Origin of the sequence: Nocardia gipuzkoensis (assembly GCF_021183645.1) — a bacterium.
GTDB classification, from domain to species: domain Bacteria; phylum Actinomycetota; class Actinomycetes; order Mycobacteriales; family Mycobacteriaceae; genus Nocardia; species Nocardia abscessus.
Genome location: NZ_CP089225.1, coordinates 7,817,907 through 7,839,388 on the forward strand (window position 1 = coordinate 7,817,907; position 21,482 = coordinate 7,839,388).

The 21,482-nt window shown below is 70.0% G+C and carries 18 protein-coding genes and 1 pseudogene; 9 read left to right on the forward strand and 10 right to left on the reverse strand.

Annotated elements, in window-relative coordinates; genetic code table 11:
* Nucleotides 1-332: 332 nt before the first annotated feature.
* Both LTT66_RS35600 and LTT66_RS35605 read right to left on the reverse strand, forming a co-directional pair.
* Entirely contained in the window at nucleotides 333-995 is a 663-nt protein-coding gene (locus LTT66_RS35600; protein WP_195065792.1) for a TetR/AcrR family transcriptional regulator, read from the reverse strand.
* Nucleotides 979-2,124 (reverse strand): acyl-CoA dehydrogenase family protein, encoded by a 1,146-nt coding sequence (locus LTT66_RS35605; RefSeq protein ID WP_233062844.1) that lies wholly within the window; start codon nucleotides 2,122-2,124, stop codon nucleotides 979-981. The genes LTT66_RS35600 and LTT66_RS35605 overlap by 17 nt, the downstream gene beginning before the upstream one ends.
* 362 nt (nucleotides 2,125-2,486) lie before the next feature.
* Here LTT66_RS35605 and LTT66_RS35610 point away from each other — a divergent pair, with 362 nt between their 5' ends.
* The 3 genes from LTT66_RS35610 (at nucleotide 2,487) to LTT66_RS35620 (ending at nucleotide 5,385) form a co-directional block, all read left to right on the forward strand.
* Nucleotides 2,487-3,419 carry an alpha/beta fold hydrolase gene (locus LTT66_RS35610; RefSeq protein ID WP_233062845.1) on the forward strand — a complete coding sequence of 311 codons (933 nt, stop codon included), beginning with the start codon at nucleotides 2,487-2,489 and terminating at the stop codon, nucleotides 3,417-3,419.
* 110 nt (nucleotides 3,420-3,529) lie between these two features.
* Nucleotides 3,530-4,960, forward strand: coding sequence for an SDR family NAD(P)-dependent oxidoreductase (locus tag LTT66_RS35615; RefSeq protein ID WP_181722187.1), 1,431 nt, complete (start codon nucleotides 3,530-3,532; stop codon nucleotides 4,958-4,960).
* Between the two features lie 47 nt (nucleotides 4,961-5,007).
* Nucleotides 5,008-5,385, forward strand: a complete 378-nt coding sequence (locus tag LTT66_RS35620; protein ID WP_233062846.1) for a DUF2784 domain-containing protein — start codon at nucleotides 5,008-5,010, stop codon at nucleotides 5,383-5,385.
* Between the two features lie 27 nt (nucleotides 5,386-5,412).
* Here the strand turns inward: LTT66_RS35620 and LTT66_RS35625 are convergent, their stop codons facing one another.
* Nucleotides 5,413-6,174, reverse strand: coding sequence for a thioesterase II family protein (locus LTT66_RS35625; RefSeq protein WP_233062847.1), 762 nt, complete (start codon nucleotides 6,172-6,174; stop codon nucleotides 5,413-5,415).
* A 325-nt stretch (nucleotides 6,175-6,499) separates the two neighbouring features.
* On the reverse strand, nucleotides 6,500-7,480 hold the full coding sequence (locus LTT66_RS35630) for an MBL fold metallo-hydrolase (RefSeq protein ID WP_233062848.1): 981 nt from the start codon (nucleotides 7,478-7,480) through the stop codon (nucleotides 6,500-6,502).
* 83 nt (nucleotides 7,481-7,563) lie between these two features.
* On the opposite strand from LTT66_RS35630, the gene LTT66_RS35635 reads away from it, so the two are divergent.
* Complete coding sequence (locus LTT66_RS35635; RefSeq protein WP_233062849.1) at nucleotides 7,564-8,514, forward strand: LysR substrate-binding domain-containing protein; 951 nt, start codon at nucleotides 7,564-7,566, stop codon at nucleotides 8,512-8,514.
* Here the strand turns inward: LTT66_RS35635 and LTT66_RS35640 are convergent.
* Nucleotides 8,499-9,368, reverse strand: coding sequence for a serine hydrolase (locus LTT66_RS35640; RefSeq protein ID WP_233062850.1), 870 nt, complete (start codon nucleotides 9,366-9,368; stop codon nucleotides 8,499-8,501). The genes LTT66_RS35635 and LTT66_RS35640 overlap by 16 nt on opposite strands.
* A 65-nt stretch (nucleotides 9,369-9,433) precedes the next feature.
* Complete coding sequence (locus LTT66_RS35645) at nucleotides 9,434-9,976, reverse strand: hypothetical protein (RefSeq protein WP_233062851.1); 543 nt, start codon at nucleotides 9,974-9,976, stop codon at nucleotides 9,434-9,436.
* A 589-nt stretch (nucleotides 9,977-10,565) separates the two neighbouring features.
* On the opposite strand from LTT66_RS35645, the gene LTT66_RS35650 reads away from it, so the two are divergent.
* Entirely contained in the window at nucleotides 10,566-11,906 is a 1,341-nt protein-coding gene (locus tag LTT66_RS35650; RefSeq protein ID WP_233062852.1) for a CoA transferase, read from the forward strand.
* An 86-nt stretch (nucleotides 11,907-11,992) separates the two neighbouring features.
* Nucleotides 11,993-12,391 (forward strand): annotated as a pseudogene (locus tag LTT66_RS35655) (MFS transporter); the annotation flags it as partial.
* A 2-nt stretch (nucleotides 12,392-12,393) separates the two neighbouring features.
* On the opposite strand, the gene LTT66_RS35660 reads toward LTT66_RS35655, so the two are convergent.
* Nucleotides 12,394-13,002, reverse strand: a complete 609-nt coding sequence (locus tag LTT66_RS35660) for a TetR/AcrR family transcriptional regulator (protein ID WP_195102490.1) — start codon at nucleotides 13,000-13,002, stop codon at nucleotides 12,394-12,396.
* A gap of 118 nt (nucleotides 13,003-13,120) precedes the next feature.
* On the opposite strand from LTT66_RS35660, the gene LTT66_RS35665 reads away from it, so the two are divergent.
* Genes LTT66_RS35665 through LTT66_RS35675 form a run of 3 tightly spaced genes read left to right on the forward strand, consistent with a single transcriptional unit; the run spans nucleotide 13,121 to nucleotide 16,097 of the window.
* Nucleotides 13,121-14,173 (forward strand): nucleoside hydrolase, encoded by a 1,053-nt coding sequence (locus LTT66_RS35665; protein ID WP_233062853.1) that lies wholly within the window; start codon nucleotides 13,121-13,123, stop codon nucleotides 14,171-14,173.
* Between the two features lie 14 nt (nucleotides 14,174-14,187).
* Nucleotides 14,188-15,054 (forward strand): amidohydrolase family protein, encoded by an 867-nt coding sequence (locus tag LTT66_RS35670; RefSeq protein ID WP_233069509.1) that lies wholly within the window; start codon nucleotides 14,188-14,190, stop codon nucleotides 15,052-15,054.
* Entirely contained in the window at nucleotides 15,051-16,097 is a 1,047-nt protein-coding gene (locus LTT66_RS35675; RefSeq protein ID WP_233062854.1) for an endonuclease/exonuclease/phosphatase family protein, read from the forward strand. The genes LTT66_RS35670 and LTT66_RS35675 overlap by 4 nt, the downstream gene beginning before the upstream one ends.
* A 43-nt stretch (nucleotides 16,098-16,140) precedes the next feature.
* Here LTT66_RS35675 and meaB read toward each other — a convergent pair whose 3' ends face one another.
* The 3 genes from meaB to LTT66_RS35690 are packed head-to-tail and all read right to left on the reverse strand — an operon-like array spanning nucleotide 16,141 to nucleotide 21,304.
* A complete protein-coding gene (gene meaB, locus LTT66_RS35680) occupies nucleotides 16,141-17,184 on the reverse strand; it encodes a methylmalonyl Co-A mutase-associated GTPase MeaB (RefSeq protein WP_233062855.1) in 1,044 nt (347 codons plus the stop codon).
* Entirely contained in the window at nucleotides 17,181-19,448 is a 2,268-nt protein-coding gene (gene scpA, locus LTT66_RS35685) for a methylmalonyl-CoA mutase (protein ID WP_233062856.1), read from the reverse strand. Before scpA ends, meaB begins: the two co-directional genes overlap by 4 nt.
* Nucleotides 19,448-21,304: a methylmalonyl-CoA mutase family protein gene (locus LTT66_RS35690; protein WP_233062857.1), complete on the reverse strand. Its 1,857-nt coding sequence runs from the start codon at nucleotides 21,302-21,304 to the stop codon at nucleotides 19,448-19,450. The genes scpA and LTT66_RS35690 overlap by 1 nt, the downstream gene beginning before the upstream one ends.
* Between the last annotated feature and the right edge of the window lie 178 nt (nucleotides 21,305-21,482).

Genomic DNA, 21,482 nt, shown 5'->3' on the forward strand with positions numbered 1-21,482 from the left:
TTGTCCGGACCCGCCCCGATATACCGACACAGAATAGGACGCGCGACGCGAAAAGTTGATCCGAAGGGGCGGATATTTGTGATCGGGCCGTAATAACAAACTCACCGTAACTCTCGGCGATCTGTTAGCCGGGACGCATGCTGACCGATCGGCAACCTGCCGAGCGCGACAAATCAACGCCGGATCCAGGACCGATAAGTCGACCTCGAGCGGCGGGTACGCGCTGGGCCGACCCGACGGGGCCGGAGATTTGCTCGGTGCCCATACCCGGCATCATGCCGTGCGCGCTCACTGTGGCCTGCACCCTGCGCGTCCGCGCTGATGCCAGCCGCTCACTGCCTGCGATCGACCTTGGGCAGCGATTCGGTGACCAGCGTGAGCAACATGTCGCACAACAGGTCGTGCACCTGTTCGCGGGTGAGCGTGCCGCGGGTGATCCATTCGCGGCCCGCGACCTTGACCAACCCGCCGTAGGCGCGCACCATCGCGCGCAATTCGGCATCGTGTGCCGAATCGGCCAGGCCCACCATCAGCAGCAGTCGTTCGGCCGCCGCGTCATCGGCCGCGTCGAGGATCTGCTGCACCTCGGGGTCGTCACCGACGCCCTCGTGGCTGGTCACTTTCACCCAGGTGCTGCCGTGTTCGGCGATGGTGTCCAGCAGCCAGCGCACGCTGGCGTCCACCCGCTCGCGCCAAGAGCCGGTGGGCACGATCATGTCGTCGAGTCTGGGCAGCGTGACCATCCGCCGCACCACCGCGAGGTACAGATCGCGCTTGTTGCCGAAATAGTGGTTGATCAGACCACGGGCCACACCGGCCCGCTGCGCCAGTTCGGCGGTGGAGACGGCCGCGTACGGGCGTTCGCCGAACATGTCGATGGCGCAGGCGAGGATCTGCGCGCGCCGCTCGTCGGGTTCGAGCCTGCGGCGGCGCGGTAGCACCGGGTCGGCGCCACCGTCGGCGGCCGTGCTCCTGGTATCAGAGAGACCGGGCAATGAGATCCTTCATCACCTCGTTGCTGCCCGCGAGGATGCGCAGGACGCGGGCACCGGTGTAGAGCTGGGAAATCGGATACTCCGTCATGTAGCCGTAGCCGCCGAACAGTTGCAGGCAGCGGTCAACCACGATACCGAGCTGATCGGTCAACCAGTACTTCGACATGGCAGCGCTGGGAATATCGAGCTCGCCGCGCAGATGCTTGGTAATGCAGTCGTCCAGGAAGGTGCGGGAGACCTTGGTGATGGTCGCGCACTCGGCGAGTTCGAACTTGGTGTTCTGCATGGCGAACAGCGGCTTGCCGAACGCTTCGCGGCCCTTGGTGTAGTCGACGGTGAGCTGCACGGCCTGCTCCATCATGGCGACCGCGATGATCGCGGTGACCAGGCGCTCCTGCGCCAGCATCTGCATCATCTGGTAGAAGCCCTGGCCCTCGGCGTCGCCGAGCAGGTTGGACGCGGGCACGCGCAGGCCGTCGAAGAACAGCTCGGCGGTGTCCTGGGCCTTGCCGCCGATCTTGTTCAGGATGCGTCCGCGCTCGAAGCCGGGAGTGTCGTCGCCGACTTCGGCGAAGATCAGCGAGACGCCGGCCGCGCCCTTGGTCGGGTCGGTCTTGGCCGCGATGATGATGCCGTCACAGAGCCAGCCGTTGGTAATGAAGATCTTCGAGCCGGTGATGACGTACTCGTCGCCCTCGCGCACCGCGCGGGTCTTGATGTTCTGCAGGTCCGAACCGGTGCCCGGCTCGGTCATGCCGATGGACAGCACCATCTCGCCGCTCGCCGCCTTGGGCAGCACGCGCCGCTTGAGTTCTTCGGAGCCGAATTCGTACAGGTAGGGCGCGATGATCGAGCTGTGCACGGGGATGCCCATCGATCCGTCGCCCGCACGGGCCTGCTCCTCGATGATGGCGGCCTCGTGCGCGAAGGTGCCTCCGCCGCCGCCGTATTCGGCCGGAATCGCGGGGCACAGCAGGCCGAGTTCGCCCGCGCGGTTGTACAGCGCGCGATCGGGGTGCCCTTGAGCGACGAATTTCTCCTCATGGGGGACGACCTCCTTCTCGAAGAAGGTCTTCGCCAGGTCCCGTACCGCCTCGACCTCGTCGTCACTCCACGCCGCGCGTGCCATCGCTCGATCCTTTGCTCGCTCGGTCCGGCTCCGTCGCCGGTTCCGCTCCCAGATTCCCGCACTATTGGCGAGTTGTCAACAAGAGTCGGACGACACTCCGGGAACTGTCGGAACACGATCCGGGCCGGTCCGCGTCTCCGCTGCATCGAGCTCAGCGGGCACCGAGGACAGCGGGAGTATCGAACGTTCCGGCGAGAACAGCCGCAGGGCCGAGCTACCTCCGGTGAGCTGCGCCATACTTCGGCGTTTTACCTTTCCCTCGAGCGGTCAATCCTTCGTACTGTCCGTATCGAAATTACTGACGTTCGGCACGACGGCGACGTGCCATCGGATCGGTAGCCGGCAGCGAACGAGGCGCAGACATGACCGAACTGCTCGACACCACCGAAACGCCCCGCCCCGACCGCACTTGGACGGTCGACCGGGACGGCGCCGAGCTCGCTGTCTTCGAATGGGGTGACGCGGCCGCCGACCCCCTGGTGCTGGTGCACGGCCTCACCGACACCCACCACGTGTGGGCCACGGTGGCGGCCCTCTTGGCGGACGGCTTCCGGGTCATCACCTACGACGTACGCGGGCACGGACGCTCGGACACGCCCGGCGCGCCGGCGGAGTATCGCCTCGGCCACTTGGCGGAGGACTTCTTCGCGGTGATCGATGCCGCCAGCCCGCGCAAGCCGGTGCATACGTGCGGGCACGGCTGGGGTGCGGTGCAGCTGTGGGAGGCGGTCTGCGACGAGCGGGCCAACACCCGCGTCGCCTCGTTCACCGCGATCGCCGGGCCGAACCTCGACCACCTGGGCCTGTGGCTGCGCGCCCTGGCCCCGCGGGCGGGCCGCGAACTCGGCGACTTGGGCTGGTGGCTGCGGGCAGCGCGCTGGGCGCTCACGCCGGGTCCGATCGCCCGCAGGCTCTACCCGCCACGGGTGCGCGGCCTGCTGGTGCGGCAGCTGGGCGGTATCTCGCCGTTGCCCGCGCGCGTCGCGCGGACTTGGCGCACCGACCTGGTCGCGGGTGCGCGCATCGCGCAGGCCAATCTGCTGCACCACGTGAGCAAGCCGCGGGTGCGGCGGACGGCGGTGCCGGTCCAATTGCTGGTCGACACCACCGACCCATTCGTCCCGGCCGCCGTCTACGACGCCTCCGTGCGCTGGGTCGACAAGCTGTGGCGCCGCGCCGTCCCCGCCGACCACTGGCTGCCGATCACCGAACCGCTGCTGGTCGCCGAGGCGATCGCCAACTTCGTCGACGATCTTCGCGCCGACCGCGCGGCGATCAGCCCGCGCAGCAGCTGACCGAGGACGTTCCGGCGGGAACACAGGCAACCGGGCGGTTACCCGGCAGGCGGGTTTGCGACAATGGGCCGGTCGTCTTCCCAGCTCGATGAAGGATGTCCCCCGCCGCGATGGCCGAAAGCATGATCGATCCCGAGGATCTCGCGACCTGTCTTCGGGTCCTGGAGCAGGCCGGAACCCTGGAGAAGGATCACCCCGACTCGGTGCAAGTGCAGCGGGCGGTCGGGCACATGTTCAAGAAGCTCAAGCAGCGCCGCCGCTCCGAGGCGCGCGAGGCGGTCTCCTCCGCCGATCGCGCGGTGGTCGCCGCGACCGCGACCGGCTCACCGAACCGGATCGACGACGAGACCGCGGGCATCCCGATCAGCTCGACCGCCTCCGGCGCCAGCGCCGGCACGCTGATCCGCGCGCGTCCCTGCTACATCTGCAAGCAGCGTTACACCCGGGTCGATGCCTTCTACCACCAGCTGTGCCCGGATTGCGCGGCGAGCAGCCACGCCAAACGCGACGCCAGGACCGATCTGACCGGACGCCGGGCACTGCTCACCGGCGGTCGCGCCAAGATCGGCATGTACATCGCGCTGCGCTTGCTGCGCGACGGCGCGCACACCACCATCACCACGCGCTTTCCCAACGACGCCATCCGGCGGTTCGCCGCGATGGACGACAGCGCGGACTGGCTGCACCGGTTGCGCATCGTCGGCATCGATCTGCGCGACCCGGCCCAGGTGGTCGCCCTCGCCGACGACGTCGCCGCCCAGGGCCCGCTGGACATCCTGATCAACAACGCGGCGCAGACGGTGCGCCGCTCCCCCGGCGCCTATAGCGCCCTGGTCGATGCCGAATCCGGACCGCTGCCCGCCGGCGCGCTGCCGGAGGTGGTGAGCTTCGGCAAGACCATGCAGGCCCACCCCACCGCGCTGACCGCCTCGCTCACCCCCGCCCTGACCGCCGCCGACGTCGCCGAACTGGCCCTGGTCGCGGGATCCGCGACGCCGGAGCGCATTTCGCGCGGGGTGGCGATCGACGCGGGCGGCCTGGTGCCGGACCTCGCGCACACCAACAGCTGGGTGCAGACCGTCGCCGAGGTGGACCCGACCGAACTGCTCGAGGTGCAGCTGTGCAACTCGGTCGCGCCGTTCATCCTGGTCTCGCGGCTGCGCCCGGCGATGGCCGCCGCGCGGGCGCGGCGCAAGTACGTCGTGAACGTCTCCGCGATGGAAGGGCAGTTCTCCCGTGCCTACAAGGGCCCGGGGCACCCGCACACCAACATGGCCAAGGCCGCGTTGAACATGCTGACCCGCACCAGCGCCCACGAGATGTTCGAGCAGGACGGCATTCTGATGACCGCCGTCGACACCGGCTGGATCACCGACGAACGCCCGCACTACACGAAGGTCCGCCTCGCCGAGGAGGGCTTCCACGCGCCACTGGACCTGGTCGACGGCGCGGCGCGCGTCTACGACCCGATCGTGCAGGGCGAGAACGGCACCGATCTGTTCGGCTGCTTCCTCAAGGACTTTCAGCCCTCCCCCTGGTAGGAGTCCGATCCGGGGTCCGGCACGCCGGGGAAGGCTACTCTGGAGGCGTGCTCTACCGGCTGTTGGCCGACGCCACCGTCGCCACGCACTTCGCCTTCGTGGCCTACGTGGTGGTCGGCGGATTCCTCGCGTGGCGCTTCCGGCGCACGATCTGGCTGCACCTGATCGCGGTCTGCTGGGGATTCAGCACGATCGTGGTCGGCTTCGACTGCCCGCTCACGCATCTGGAGAATTGGGCGCGCGAGCGCGCGGGGCTGGCGTTGCTGCCGTCGAGCGGGTTCATCGACCACTACCTCACCGGCGTGATCTATCCCGAACACGCGCTCGGATCGGTGCGGATACTGGCGGCTGCCCTCGTGGTGGCGTCCTGGATCGGCTACCTGTGGGTGCTACGCGGGCGGTCCGCTCCGGCCGTCCAACTGTAGGCGCCGCACCGATCGCCCCCTCGGTCCTCAGGCGGACGCCAAGTGGCGCGCGACGAAGCCGGCTACCTCCGCGGCGTGCTGGTCCAGATAGAAATGCCCGCCGGGGAAGGTCGCGCGGTCGAATCCGGCGCCGGTGTGTGCCCGCCATTCGTCGGCCTGTTCGGGTCGCATCGTCGGGTCCTCGGTGCTGACCAGCGCCGCGATACCCGCGCGCAGCGGCTCCCCCGGCTGATAGCGATAGGTCTCGACCGCTCGGTAATCGGCACGCACGGCGGGCAGCACGAGTTCGGCGAGGCTCGGCTCGGCGCGCAGCATCTCGAGCGGCGCGGGGTCCGCGGCCAGCCGCACCAGGTCGCCGATGAGGTCGTCGTCGGAGGCCAGGTGCAACCGCCCGGTCTCCTCGAAAGTCGGTGCGGGACGGCCGGACACGAACAGCGTGGTCACCGGCTGCCCGGCACGCTCGAGCCTGCGCGCGGTCTCGAACGCCACAGTCGCGCCCATGCTGTGCCCGAACAGCGACAGCCCCGCGACCCGGCCCTGTGCGAGCACTTCCCGGGCGATCCGGTCCGCGAGCGCGACCAGATCGGTGATCGGGTCCTCACCCAGCCGGTCCTGCCGCCCGGGGTACTGCACCGCGAACACCGCGACGCCCGGTCCGAACCGCTGTGCGAGATCTCGATAGGCCGTGGCCGATCCACCACCGGGCGGGAAGCACAGAAGATGCTGCCGCACGACCGCCTCGGATCGCAAAGTTCGCAACCACGCCGAGTCGGTGATGGTTCCAGCCACGTTCGATCTCCCTTCTCCACCGTCGGTCCCGGCGCGAGCCGGACCAGACCACGGTAATCGCCCGCGCCGGTCAGCGACCGGATCGACAGCGCGATCCGAGGCGAATCACCAGCACGGTCGGACCACCGACGAGCAACTCCTACACACTTCGAGCCCGGCTGCGGATTCGAACTCGGACGATACGTTCGATCGGTCCGATGCTGTCGAACCATGCCTTGGGCGGGGCTTACCAGCCTCCCCCACGAACTCCGCTGCGGATCGTGGCGCTCGCGCGAATGGACCGGGCCGGAAAGAAGGACGACATGCGGGAGCGGATGAGGCCCGGTCAGGGCGTGAAGGTTTGCAGGTGATCCACGGTGACGAAGGTGCTCTGCGGGCTGACCGCGGCGACCGCGGCCCGCAGGGGCTCGAGCCCGCCCCAGTCGCGCGCGGGTTCGGTGAGCGGATGGTCGAAGTCGTCCCAGTGGGTGGGCAGCACGTAGCGCGGATTGCCGGTGGCGCGCAACAGGCGCCCGACGTAGTCGGCGATCTTGCCGCCACCGGCGGGCAGCAGCAGCACATCCGGGCGCAATCCCGCCACTTCCGACTCGATGTAGTTCGAGCCGCCGAAGTCCAGCACGCTCACCCCGCCGCCGCTCACCTCGTAGGCGAGCGTGCCGCCCTCGACGAGATCGCGAATCACCCTGGGCGTAGGGAGATTTCCGGCACCGAAGCCCGGCCGGGTGCCCGCGAAGGCAACCGTGGCACGTGGTCCCGAAGCAGAATGCAACGAGCGCAGCACCCGGATGGTGTAGCCGTCGAAGCGAAGGACCTCGCCACCGGTGGCCAAGGCGAGCTGCTGCTCCGGCGCGCCCAGCGCGGCCATCAGGTTCAGGTGCGTCTCGGTGCCGAGCACCGTCGCCCCGGTCTTCTTCGCCAGGTACGGCACGTCGGCGAGGTGGTCGTAGTGGCCGTGGGTGACCAGGATGTGATCGGCGCGCAGTTCGCCGCTGTCGACGTAGCGGTCGATCAGCGCGGTATCCACGGTGATCGGAGTCTGCGGATCCGCGCCCTCGGCGGTGTAAGTTCCGGTATGAAACCTGGTCAGCCACGGGTCGATGAGCACGGTCTTGCCGCCGGGCAGGCGGATCTCCCAGCTGTTGTTGCCCCACCACCGCAGCGTCACAGCGCCGGACGACCCGCCTGCCGAGGCCGGGGCAGCCGCACCGTTGTTCGTGGAATCTGTTGTAGCGCAAGCAATTAAGCCCGCGAGCGCGGCCGCACCCGCCGTCGCGCCGAAGAATTCACGCCGTCCGAGACCTGTCATGCAGGCACCACACCACACGCGCGGCGTCGGTGTCCAAGACCTACGCGCGCGCTCATTGATATCGGAACGGATATCGTCGCAGCGTGGACCAGTTGCGCCAACTCCGGTACTTCGTCGCCGTCGCGGAGGAATTGCATTTCGGGCGGGCCGCCGAACGCCTCGGCATCGCCCAGCCGCCGCTGAGCCAGCGCATCCGCCGGCTGGAGGACGACCTCGGCGCGCGGTTGTTCGACCGGGACAGCCGCCGGGTCGCGCTCACCGAAGCCGGGCAGATCCTGCTCGCGGAGTCCAAGGACCTGCTGGCCCGCTGGGAACGGACGAAATCGCTGGTGGGCAAGGCGCATCGGGGCGAGATGGACGCGGTGCGGATCGGCGTGCCGCCCGAACTGGCCGGGCGGTTGCTCGCCGCGCTGCTCACCGCGTTCGAGGCCAGGGACGTCCGGGTGGACCTGCAGGAACTCACCACCGCCGAGCAGGTCCGGCTGCTCGCCGACCGGCAGCTCGACGCCGGGTTGCTGCAACACCCGGTCGACGCGGTCGGCCTGGAACTCGGACCGGCGGTCCAGACGCCACTCGGGGTGGTGCTGCCCCGCGATTCGCCGCTGGCGGCGCGGTCGGCACTCGAACTGGCCGACCTCGCCGGGCACGGCTTGGTGATCTTCCCCCGCGCCGCGGCGCCCGGCCTCTACGACGCCACCCTGCGCCGGTGCTGGGAGCACGGCTTCCGTCCGACGTCGGTACAGCACGCGCGCAATCCGGAATTCGTGCTCGGGATGGTGCTCTCCGGTCGCGGCGTGGCCTTCGACCAGGGCATGGTGGCGCAGAAGGAACCACGGGTGGTCTGGCGGCCACTGCCGGAGGGAGCACTGAGCCACCGGCTGTCGCTGGCCTGGCCGGTGGGCGTGGCGCATCCCCTGGTGGGTGAACTGGCCGAGCTGGTCGTGTCGGTCCTGCAGGACGACGGCTCGTCGCGGCCGGCCACGGTCGCGGATGCGCCGCAACGGCCGTGGAACGTCGTCTACGGCAGGCCGTGAACGATGCGGCCGATCGCCTCGACGGCGGCGGCGCCGATGGCGCGATCCACCTCGGGCAACCGCTGCGCCAGCGTCGCCGCGCGCGTGAAAACGGCGACGGCGTACCGCGTTCGGTCCGGATACTCGACGACGCCGATCTCGTTGCGCACCCCGGGCAGCGTCCCGGTCTTGGCCCAGACCTGCACCTCCGGCGGGAAGGCTGCCGCGAGGCGGTACCAGTTCACCTGCTGGCGCATCAGGTCGCGAACCCACCGGCACGCCTCGGGCGCGCCTGCCTCATCGAGAGCGATCAAGGTGAGCAGCCGGGCCATCTCACGCGGGGTGCTCGCGGTGGTCTGCCGCGGGTCCAGCGCCCTGGTGCGCAGCACCTGCTCGGCGGTCAGCTCGGGGAACCGGCGGGCGAACTCGGCCGCGTCGGCCGCGCCGATGTCCTCGGCCATGGACCGCACGACCGCGCGTGGCGGACCGACGACCCGGGTGGCGGTGAGACCGAGCTCGCGCAGCAGTGAGCGCACATTGTCCAGCCCCACCCGGTCGAACAGCAGGTCGGCGGCGGTGTTGTCGCTGACGGTGAGCGCGAGGTACGCCGCGTCGCGCAGGCTGAGCTCGACGTCGTCGGCGCAGCCCGCGGTGCCGACGCCGCCGAGCCGGTCCGCCGCCCGCGCCCGCACCCGGTCGGTGGGGTCCAGTTGTCCCGCCGCCACCTGCCTGGCGAACTCCAGCACCAGCGGCACCTTCACCACCGACGCCAGCACCACCGGCTCGTCCGCCCCCGAGCCCGCCTCGGCGCCACAGCCGACGCATCGGGCATACACCCACCCCTCGACGCCCGCGGTCCGAAAGATCTCCTGCACCGATGCAGCATCCCCGTCCTGCCTGGCGGGTACGGCAGCGGGGTCGCGCGAGCGGGAGGAACCCCTCAGAGCTCGCCGAGCCGAGTCCGCGCGAGACGCTGTTCGAGCTCGGCGATCCGCCGCCGGTAGCCGGCCAATTCGGTGAGACGAGAACCCATCTCGTCGGTCAGCTGCGCGATCCGGCCGAGGTAGCGGTGCGCGGGGCGGTCGGCCCAGTGGGCGCCCGCGCGGCCGTATTCCACGGCACGGTCGACGTCGCTCGCGGCGACGCCCGCCGCCTTCGCGTCCGTCATCGCCGCCGCGAGCGCCGCCTCGAGCTGCTCGGTGCGCAGTCGCGTCGCCTGATCGTGGCCGCCGGTCCCGAGCGCGGCGCGTTCGGCGGCGAGGTCCTGGATCTCCCGCAGGTACCCGGCGTTTTGGGCGTCCTGTACGGCCATCAGCTCGTAGTCGTGCTTGATCGGCGCGGAGCGCACCCGGTCCGGGATCAGGGCGGCCCGCGGCTGCATGTCGTTGCCGAAGACCGGAATTCGCTCCCGCACCGCGGAATTCGGTTTCTTCCTGACCACCGGCACCGTGTATTCCGCGCTTCCGGCATAGACGTTCGTCATCGTCGCTCGACCTCACCTGTGGCTGCCGCGCGGTGTTCGGTGCGGCCTGCCATGTCCTGCCCTCTGTCCGCACGCGACGGACAGGTCATCGGTTCCGCGCGGCGTCCCGCGCCGGTTGCTGCGGTGCAGCATGGGGATATCCTGGTCAATTCCTCCGGCTTCGGTGCGTGCCACTATCCTCACTGGCGAGAAGACCACTCCGACAGCTGCTTTCGCGCGGCGTGGTCCTGAAGTCCGGCCCGGCATCGCCACTGTGCGAGACGCCGAGCGCAGCCGGAAGACGCCGCCGAAGGCCGCGGGCTCGTCAGCATTTCATCCGCAATCTCGGTGGTACCCGTCCGCGATTCTGCGGTCACCGTCCGCGCGCTCTCGGCGGACCCACCCCGACGCGCGCCCGATTCGATCAGCGATCGAACCGCCGCATCGGCCCACCGCGCACCGGCAGGCGGGCCGCGCCACGCCGCGATCCGGATCGTCGCAGGTGGCGCGGCAGAACGGCGGTGTGGTCCGGAATCCGCGGGCGGCAACGGCTCCGGTCGGGGGGACCACGCCACGCGGCCTCTCCGGACCGGCAACTAGGCTGAAGCGAGTGAACACGCACGCACGGCTCGTCCACGACTACGAGGCCGGTATCGGTGTCACCGCCTCGCGCATCTCCCCCTCGCCCGATCCGGGTAGCAATCTCGCCGCGACGCTACCGGTCTGGGCGCTGGCCGCCGGTTCGGTGACAGCCCTGACGGCGGCCGCGAACCGCATGCGGACCGCGCGCGGCCTCGACCCGGTGGCGCACCGCATCGATCCGGCCCGAATCACCGCGGCCTTCTCCAGCGAGCGCCTGTTGCGCATCGGCGGCCAGTTCCCGACGCCGTTCGCCGAGCTGTCCGGCTTCTTCCCCACCTTCGACGGATGGGTTCGCACGCACGCGAACTATCCGCACCACCGATCGCTGCTGCTGTCCGCGCTCGGCCTGCCCGAGTCCGCGCCGATCGACCTCGTGGTCGCCCAGATGGCCATGATGCGCGCCGCGGACCTGGAGGAACAGGCCGCCGCGCACGGCGCCGTCGCGGTCCGCGTCCGCACCGAGGCGGAATGGGCCGCCAGCCCCGAGGGACAGGCCGCCGGGGCCGGCCCGGTGGTCGCGATCACCTCGCGCGCCGACCGCGGCGAGCTCGGATTACCGTCCGGCGCCGCGCCCTTGCAGCCGCTGCGTGGCGTGCGTGTGCTCGATCTGACCAGGGTGATCGCGGGTCCGGTCGCGACGCGGGCGCTCGGGCTGCTCGGCGCCGAGGTACTGCGGATCGATCCGCCGCAGCTGCCGGAGATCTCCTGGCAGTTCGCCGACACCTGCCAAGGCAAACGCTCCACACTCGTCGACCTGCGCACACGCGGCATCGACGACCTGATCGCCGCCGCGGACGTGCTGATCACCGGGTACCGGCCGGGCGCGCTGGAGCGCGCGGGCGTGCGCGCCGCCGCCCGGCCCGGCCTGATCCACGGACGGGTCTCCGCCTGGGGCGAGTCCGGTCCGTGGGGCGGACGGCGCGGCTTCGACAGCATCGTGCAGGCGGCCTCCGGCATCTCGATCCTCGAGGGTGCGCCCGCGGTGCCGGGGGCGCTGCCCGCGCAGGCGCTCGACCACGCGTCGGGTTACCTGCTCGCGGCGGGCGTGATCGACGCCTTGGCCGCGCGGGCCGACGACGGCGTCGGACGGGACGTGCGGGTGGCCCTGGCCCGCACGGCGGCCTGGCTGCTCGACGCCCCGGACCGTACACCGGGTCATCCCAAGGCCGCGTTGCCGAGCCCGGCGGAGGTCGTCCGGCACGGGCAGGTCGTCACCGCGCCGCCCGCGCTGGCCGAGTACCCGGATTACGCCTGGCCCGCACCCGCCTACGGCGCGGATCGTCCCGCCTGGCCGCTGCCCGCGCACTGACCGTCCCGCCGGGGCGCCGCGAAAATCCTTTGCGGCGTCCCGGCCGTGGGCGACTAAATGGTGCTCCTCGCGTCGTCAGAACCGGCATGACGCTCATCGACACCGTTCCCGAAGGGACCCGCGCCGTGGACAGCACGCTCGACCGCGTCGCCGAACCGCTGGCGGGCAAGCGGGAGTGGGTCGGGCTCGGTGTGCTCGCCCTCGCCTGCCCGGTCTACGCCATGGGCATGACGGTGCTGCACCTCGCCGTGCCGATGATCAGCGCCGAACTGCGCCCGACCAGCTCGCGACTGCTGTGGATCATCGATGTCTACGGGTTCATGGTGGCCGGGTTGCTGGTCACCATGGGCACCCTCGGTGACCGCGTCGGCCGGCGCAAGCCGCTCATGGTCGGCGCGGCGGCGTTCGCGGCGGCGTTCGCGGTGGTCTCGGTCGTCGCGGCGTTCGCGCCGAGCGCGGAACTGCTGGTCGCCGTGCTTCGTTTGCGTCACATCCCGGCCGGGGAGCTGTCGAGCGAGCACTGATCCTCGCTTCCGGCCAGCGCGGCGACCGCCTTCGCCAGGCGGTCGCCGTCCGGCAGTCTCGTTTCCGGGACGATGGTCTGCAGCACCCCGAGTCCCTGGACGAGTACGAAGTACAGTTCCCCGATCGCCTCGGCCTGGTCTTCGCTCAACTGCGGGTGCGCCTCCCGCAGCGCGTCGGCCATGTCCCGATAGGCCCCGGGCAGGCTCTGGGCGAAGAACTTCTGCGACTCCGGCGACCGGGCGACGCGCACGAGGTTCTCCATGCTCGCCAGCATGCTGTCGCGGTTCTCGGTGAACACCGCGGGCATGCTGTTCCACAGCGCGGCGAACGCGGCCAGCGGCGCGGCACCGCTGCCCTCGCGAATCTTCGCCTCCATGCTGTCGCCGATCGCGGTGCCCAGGGTGTCGGTCAGCGCCTCGGTGATCAATTGCTCCTTGGAGCCGAAGTGATAGCCGATCGCCGCCAGGCTCACGCCGGCTGCCGAAGCGATGTCGCGGGCGGTCGCCTTCGCGACGCCACGCTCGACGATGACTTTTCGTGCTCCCGCCAGTAGATCCTCGCGATTTCCCATGACTCCAGGCTACAACGTCTTAGACAAGCGTACTAGACGTATGTCCTACCACCTGCGATCGCCGAGTTACCGGCAACCTCCGCGTCGCGCCCGGCCACCGGCTCGCTAGTCTCGTGCCGTGCGGCAGAAGATCATCCTGGACGTCGACACCGGCATCGATGACTCGCTCGCGCTGCTGTACCTGCTCGGCTCCCCGGAGGCCGAGATCGCCGGAATCGCCGCCACCGCGGGCAACGTTTCGGCGGCGCAGGTGGCGGCGAACAATCTGGCCTGGCTGGACGTCTGCCGCGCGCCCGAGATCGAAGTGGCGCTCGGCGCCCCGGCTCCACTGGCGATCCCGCTGCGCACCACCGAGGACACGCACGGACCGCAGGGCATCGGATATGCCGAGCTACCCGCGTCGGCTCGCCGTCTCTCGCCCCGATCGGCCGCCCAGATGTGGGTGGATCTGGTGCGCGCCCATCCCGGCGAGATCGTCGGACTCTGCACCGGCCCGTTGACCAATCTCGCCCTCGCGTTGCGGACGGAACCGGACCTGCCGCTGCTGCTGCACCGCTTGGTGATCATGGGCGGCGCGTTCAACCATCCGGGCAACACCACGCCGACCAACGAGTGGAACGTGCACGTCGACCCGGAGGCCGCCAAAGAAGTCTTCGACGCGTTCGCCGCGGCCCCCGCGCGGCGCAGGCCGATCGTCTGCGCGCTCGACGTCACCGAGACCATCGAGATGCGCCCCGAACACTTGGCACGCCTGGCCGAGCGCGCGAAAAGTTTTCCGGTGGAGCTCGTCTCGCCGTCCGATCCGCCCGGGGCCCGCTCGGCCGCGAGCAATCCGATCGTCCGGCACGTCACCGATGCCGTGCGGTTCTACTTCGATTTCCACCATGGCTACGAGCTGGGCTATCTGGCTCATATGCACGATCCGTTCGCCGCCGCGGTGGCGCTGGATCCGGCGTTGGCCCGCGTCCGCCCGGCGACGGTGGACGTGGAGCTGGCGGGCACCATCACCCGCGCGACCACGGTCGCCGACTGGACGGGCATGTGGGGCCGGGAACCCAACGCCGACATCGTGATCGGCACCGATCCGGAACTGTTCTTCGATCGTCTGATCGCCCGGGTCGGCGACTTCGCGCGGGCCGTGCACCCGCCCGCGGCTCAGGAGGTCCGGTGACCGGCGCAGACGACATGGCCTACCTACCGGCCTTCCGCGCCCGGCTCGGGTTGCCCGGCCTCATCGACGTGCACACCCATTTCATGCCCGACCAGGTGATGCGGAAGGTGTGGGCGTATTTCGACACGGTAGGCCCGCTGACCGGACGTGCCTGGCCGATCACCTACCGCTCCGACGCGGAGGTCCGGTTGAAGACGTTGCGCGACTTCGGTGTTCGCGCGTTCACGGCCCTGGTGTATCCGCACAAGCCGGACATGGCGGCGTGGCTGAACGGATGGACCGCGGATTTCGCCGCCCACACCCCCGATTGCCTGCACACCGCCACGTTCTTTCCCGAGCCGCAGGCGGCGAGCTATGTCCGCGCGGCGGTCGAGAGTGGGGCTCGGGTCTTCAAAGCGCACGTTCAAGTCGGCGGCTACCATCCGGGCGACCCGCTGCTGGACCCGGTGTGGGGCCTGCTGGAGGACGCGCGTATTCCGATCGTCATCCATTGCGGTTCCGGCCCGGCGCCGGGAATCCACACCGGACCGGAACCGATCGCCGGTGTGCTGCGCCGCTTTCCGCGCCTGCGGCTGATCGTCGCGCACATGGGTATGCCCGAGTACTCCGAGTTCCTCGACCTGGCCGAGGACTACCCGGAGGTGCGGCTGGACACCACGATGGTGTGGACCGATTTCGCCGAAGCCGACGTACCGTTCCCGGTGCACGAGCACGGCAGGCTCAGCGCCTTCGCCGACCGCATCCTGTTCGGCAGCGACTTCCCCAATATCCCGCACTCCTATGGTCATTCGATCGAGGCGCTCGAACGCCTCGATCTCGGTGACGACTGGTTGCGCCGGGTCTGCTACCGCAACGCGGCGGCACTGTTCGGCATCGAATGACCAGCCCGAACCGGCTCGGGCGCGGATTGCCGACCCGCGGCGAGATCTTCCGCAGGTATCGTGCCGCCGGGGATTCGAAGGTCATTTCGAAACCGATTCGGGTCGGTGTGGATCTGCTCGCATGGATGGCGACGCTGACCGGGGTAGCCGGGGTCGCCTTGCATTTCAACCGTTCGTCATCGCGGCTGGTGGTCTTGGCGGCTTCGGGTGCGCCGTATCTGATGGGCTCCGCACTCGTGGCGGCGGTGGCGTTCGTGGCCGTGCGCCGCTGGAGCGGCGCGGCGGTCGCGCTGGTCGTCCTCGCCATCGGCACATGGACACAAGCTCCGCTGTACGTCGGTCGCGCAGGCGCCGAGGACGGACCGGCGATCATCGTGATGCAGGCCAATCTGCTCTTCGACGGGGCTGATCCGAGGACGCTGGTCGACGAGGTGCGCGCGCGGGGCGTCGCGGTGCTCACCGTCAACGAACTCACGCCTGCGGCAGTCGAGGGCCTCGGCCGCGCGGGCCTCGACCGATTACTGCCCTACCGGTATCTCGCCCCGGGCAGGACCGCGACCGGGACGGGGATCTGGAGCAGCTATCCCCTGACGGAGACGGTCGAATACGACGGCTTCGTCCTGAATCAGATCTCGGCGACGGCGCACGTCCCGGATGCGGGACCGTTGACGGTGTTCGCCTTCCATCCGGTGCCGCCGGTGTTCGGCACCGAGGTCTGGGCCGACGAATTGTCCCGCTTGCACGCGATTCTCGAACAATCGCCCGCGGACCGACCCGCGATCGCAGGCGGCGACTTCAACGCCACCTACGATCATCGGCAGTTCCGCGTGATGCTGTCCGGGCGCTTCGGCGATGCCGCCGAGCAGGCGGGCGCCGGGCATCTGGTCACCTATCCGACCGACAAGCGCTGGCCGCCTCTGGTCGGGATCGACCACATCCTCGTCGCGGGCGGCCGTGCGACCGCGGTGCAGACCGTGGGCCTGCCGGGAGCGGACCACCGCGCGCTGGTGGCGCAGGTCCGCTTGCACGGCGCGCAGCGGTGAGCCCTACCGGGACATCGCCGATTCGGTTCCAGAACCTGTGAAGTCAGCGCCCGTCGAAGGCGCGCAGGAGCTCCTCGGCGGCGAGCGCGGCGGTCAGGGTGCCGTCGCGGACCTGTTTTTCCACCTGCGCCCGAATGGCTTTCACCTCCGGGTTGTCGGCGAGCCTGCGCAGCAACTGGTCGTGCACCATGGTCCAGGTCCAGTCGACCTGCTGGCGACGGCGCTGCGCGTCGAATTCCCCGGCGTCGGTGAGCACGCGGCGGTGTTCGAGCACCGTGTCCCAGAACCGGTCCAGGCCGTTGCCTTCCAGCCCGCTCATGGTCAGCACCGGTGGCCGCCACAGCGCGTCGTGCGGGTGGATCAGCCGTAGCGCACCGGCGAGTTCCCTGGCGGCGGCTTTGGCTTCGACCTCGTGTTTGCCGTCGGCCTTGTTCACCGCGACCAGGTCGGCGAGTTCGAGCACGCCCTTCTTGATGCCCTGCAATTGGTCACCGGTCCGGGCCAGGGTGAGGAAGCAGAACACGTCGACCATGTTGGCGACGGTGACCTCCGACTGGCCCACCCCGACGGTCTCGACCAGGATCACGTCGTATCCGGCCGCTTCCAGCAGTGTGATGGTCTCGCGCGTCGCCTTGGCCACGCCGCCGAGCGTGCCCGCGGTGGGCGAGGGCCGGATGTAGGCGCCGCGTTCCACCGACAGGCGCGCCATCCTGGTCTTGTCGCCCAGGATCGATCCGCCGGTCCGGGTCGAGGACGGGTCGACCGCGAGCACGGCGACCCGGTGCCCCTGCCCGATCAGGTACATGCCGAGCGCGTCGATGAAGGTCGACTTGCCGACGCCGGGAACGCCCGTGATGCCGACGCGGTGGGAGGCCGTGCTCCCCGAGCCCGCCTCCGGCGAAACCTTCAGCAGCAACTGCTGCGCCAGCGCCCGGTGATCGGCCCTGGTGGACTCCACCAGTGTGATCGCCCGCGCCAGGGCGGCCCGCTCGTTGGCGCGGACCGCCGCGGCGAGGGCGTCGATGTCGATCATCCGGCGCGCGGCCACCGTCGGGGTGTCCCGTGCCGCGGAACCCGCTTCGCTCATTCCGTCGCGGCGCCGCTGCCGAGTTCGTGACCGAGTTCGGCGCCGAGCTTCTTCAGCAGGTCGATGGCCGCGTCCGCGATCACCGTGCCGGGCGGGAAGATCGCCGCCGCGCCGGCCTGGTAGAGCTCGTCGAAGTCACCGGGCGGGATCACGCCGCCGACGATGACCATGATGTCGGGGCGTCCGACTTCGGCCAGTGCCTGCCGTAGGGCGGGCACCAGCGTGAGGTGGCCGGCCGCCAGCGACGACACCCCGACGACGTGCACGTCGTTGTCGGCCGCCTGCTGCGCCACCTCTTCCGGAGTCTGGAACAGCGGGCCCACGTCGACGTCGAAGCCGAGGTCGGCGAAGGCCGTGGCGATCACCTTCTGTCCCCGGTCGTGGCCGTCCTGACCCATCTTCGCGACGAGGATGCGCGGCCTGCGGCCCTCCGCCTCGGCGAATTCCTCGACCAGCGCACTCGCCTTGGTGATGTTGGTGACCTTTCCGGCCTCGTCGCGGTACACACCGGAGAGCGTACGGATCTCCGCCTGGTGCCTGCCGTACACCTGCTCCAGCGCATCGGAGATCTCGCCGACGGTGGCCTTGGCCCTGGCCGCGTCGATGGCCAGGGCGAGCAGGTTGTTCGCCATGCCGCCCTCGGAAGAGGCCGCGGCGCGGGTCAATTCGGCCAGCGCCCGCCGCACCGCGTCGGGGTCGCGCTCGGCGCGCAGCCGCCGCAGCTTCTCGATCTGCTCGGCACGCACCCGCGAGTTCTCGACCTTGAGGACCTCGACCTGCTGATCCTCTTCGACCTGGTACTTGTTGACGCCGATCACCGGCTGCTGACCGGTGTCGATGCGCGCCTGGGTGCGCGCGGCGGCTTCCTCGATGCGCAGCTTCGGGATGCCTTCGCCGATCGCCTGCGCCATGCCGCCGTGCGCCTCGACCTCGGCGATGTGCGCGCGGGCGCGGTTGGCCAGCTGGTGGGTGAGCCACTCGACGTAGTAGGAGCCGCCCCACGGGTCGATCGGGCGGGTGGTGTTGGACTCCTGCTGGATCAGCAGCTGGGTATTGCGGGCGATACGGGCGGAGAAGTCCGTCGGCAGCGCAAGCGCCTCGTCGAGCGCGTTGGTGTGCAGCGACTGGGTGTGGCCCTGGGTGGCGGCCATCGCCTCGATGCAGGTGCGCGCGACGTTGTTGTAGGCGTCCTGCGCGGTGAGCGACCAGCCGGAGGTCTGCGAATGGGTGCGCAGCGACAGCGATTTCGCGCTCTTCGGGTTGAACTTCGCGACCAGCTCGCTCCACAGCAGGCGCCCGGCGCGCAGCTTGGCGACCTCCATGAAGAAGTTCATGCCGATCGCCCAGAAGAACGACAGCCGCGGCGCGAACTTGTCGACCTCCATGCCGGCGTCGATGCCCGCGCGGATGTACTCGACACCGTCGGCGAGGGTGTAGGCCAACTCCAGATCGGCGGTCGCGCCCGCCTCCTGGATGTGGTAGCCGGAGATGGAGATCGAGTTGAACTTCGGCATCTTCGCGCTGGTGTAGGCGAAGATGTCGGAGATGATCCGCATCGAGGGCTTCGGCGGGTAGATGTAGGTGTTGCGGACCATGAACTCCTTCAGAATGTCGTTCTGAATGGTTCCGGCCAACTGCTCGGGCGCGACGCCCTGCTCCTCGGCGGCGACGACGTACAGCGCCAGGATCGGCAGCACCGCGCCGTTCATCGTCATCGAGACGCTGACCTGGTCCAGCGGGATGTGGTCGAACAGCTGGCGCATGTCCAGGATCGAGTCGATGGCCACACCCGCCATACCGACGTCACCCTGCACGCGCGGGTGATCGGAGTCGTAACCGCGATGGGTCGCCAGGTCGAAGGCGACCGACAGACCCTTCTGGCCCGCTTGCAGGTTGCGCCGGTAGAAGGCATTCGAGTCCGCGGCGGTGGAGAAACCGGCGTACTGGCGGATGGTCCACGGCTGGTTGACGTACATGGTGGGGTACGGCCCGCGCAGGAACGGCGCCACGCCGGGCACGCTGTCGAGCGGATACCCCTCGGCCGCAATGGCATCCCGGTCGGCCTTGGTGAACACCGGCGGCACGTCGATGCCCTCGGGCGTCGCCCACACCAGTTGTTCGGGGGCGTACTGGTTGGCCGCCGCGGCGGCACGCACGTACTCCGTGACCTGCGCCGCGTCGACCGCGGCGGGCTCCGGTGCGCGCTCGGCCAGCGGCACGTCGGCGAAGCTGCCGATCACGTGCTTGATCTCACGAGTAGTCATCAGGCTCCCACCTTCTCCAGCAGGCCGGACAGCGCGGCGACGGCATCGATGCGCGCGGCGAGGAATCCGTCCGGGCGCTGCGCGTCGTCCAGGCCGGCGACGGCTTTCGCCGCACCGGCCAGCAGCACAGTGGACACACCCGCGGCGCGCAGTCGCTCCACTGCCGCACCGGCTTCGGTTCCGTAGCGCGCGTCCGAGCCGCACAGCACCGCGATCGGCGCCCCGGCTTCGGTGGCCGCCGCGGCGATCGCGTCCACCGCCAGCGGACCGGGATTGATCGACTCGATGCCGCCGGAGGCCAGCAGATTCGCGATGAAGGTGACCCGCACGTTGTGCTCGGCCACCGACCCGAGCGGGACCAGCAGCGCCTTCGGCCGCGCGCCGTGTTCGGCGAGGTAGGCGTCGGAGCGGTCCCGCAACTGCTCGAACGCGGCGCCGTAACGGGCGACCCGGCCCGCCTGCCGCGCCGCCTCGGACAGCGGCTGCTCGGCCAGGTTCGGGAATTCGTTCACGCCGGTGACGGCGGTCTTGCGGTGCGCGACATCGGTGTCGCGAGCGGCCTTGGTCGCGGCTACGCGCTCGGCGAGCAGACCGGACTCCAGCGCGGCGAGGTAGCCACCGGCCGCCTCGATCTCCTGGAGGAACTCCCACGCCTTCGCGGCCAGCGCGGCGGTGAGGTCCTCGACGTACCAGGAGCCCGCACCCGGGTCCAGCACATGACCGAGATGCGATTCCTCGAGCAGCAGCAGCTGGGTGTTGCGGGCCATGCGGTCGGCGAACGACTTCGAGACGCCGAGCTCACCGGGCGGCAGAGCGGAGTCGAACGGCAGCACAGTCACGGTGTCGGCGCCGCCGATGCCCGCGCCGAACGCGGCGAGCGTGGTGCGCAGCATGTTCACCCAGGGGTCGCGCCGGCTCATCATGGCGGCCGAGGTGACCGCGTGCTGGGGGGCGCCGCCGAAATCCGGTGCGCCGCACACGTGGGCGACCCGCGCCCACAGCTGCCTGGCGGCACGGAACTTCGCGATGGTGGCGAACTGATCGTCGGTGGCCGCGAGCCGGAACTCCAGTTGTCCCAGCGCGTCCGCGATGTCGAGGCTCTCGGTGAGCGACCGGAGATAGGCCAGGCCCGCGGCGACGGCGGCGCCCAATTCCTGGGCGTCGGAGGCTCCCGCGTCGTGGAAGACGGTGCCGTCCACGGTGATCGCGCGGACCGTCTCCGGCCGTCGGGCCGCCTGCCCGGCGAGTGCGACGGCCTCGGTCAGGCCGATGTCGGCGAGACCGGCGAAGCGGCTGGTCAGCGGCGCGGCCCCGAGGGCGATCCGGATGACCGCGCGATCGGGTGCCGCATAACCGTCGAGCACGCTGAACACCTGCGCCGCCGCACCGGCGACGTCACTGCCGGCGTCCAACGTGAGCGGGGCCAATTCGAACAGCAGGCCGTTGAGCGCGCTCGGCAGTTCCGCCACCGGCACGCCGCGCTCGCCCGCGCCGAGCCAGATCGCGCTGATCCCGTTCTCCAGCCCCGCGAGGATCTCCCGGTTGGCCGCGGCGGCGTCGCGCTGCGCGACCTGCGCGCTGACGAACCAGCCCCGGTGCACGTCACGGGTGGCGTCCCGGCCGCGAACGAAGGGAAAGGTTCCCGGCAGCGGCTGCTCCGGCAACTCGTCGCGCCGGGTGTAAAGCGGGGCGACGGTCAGGCCGTCGTAGGTGGTTTCGTCGAGCAGCCGTTCGGGCTCCTCGGGAAGTTCGGTGACATCGACGCGGCGAGCCTTCGCCAGCACCCCGGCAACGCCCTTGCGCCATTGGGCGTAGTCGGGCACCGGATCCGCCCCGGGATCTGAAGCAATCGGCATAGCTTGCTGTTCCTCTTCCTCACGCGGACGCACCGGCAGTGCGCGCCCGATTCCCTCACATTCGCCCAGCTCAGCGACTACTTCGGTTAACGGGCATTCGTCCCACTTCCACTGATGCTAGCGGGCGGATTCCCGGCCGGTTGATCCTGCCCGCCACTACCAACCGGTAACCTGTCGC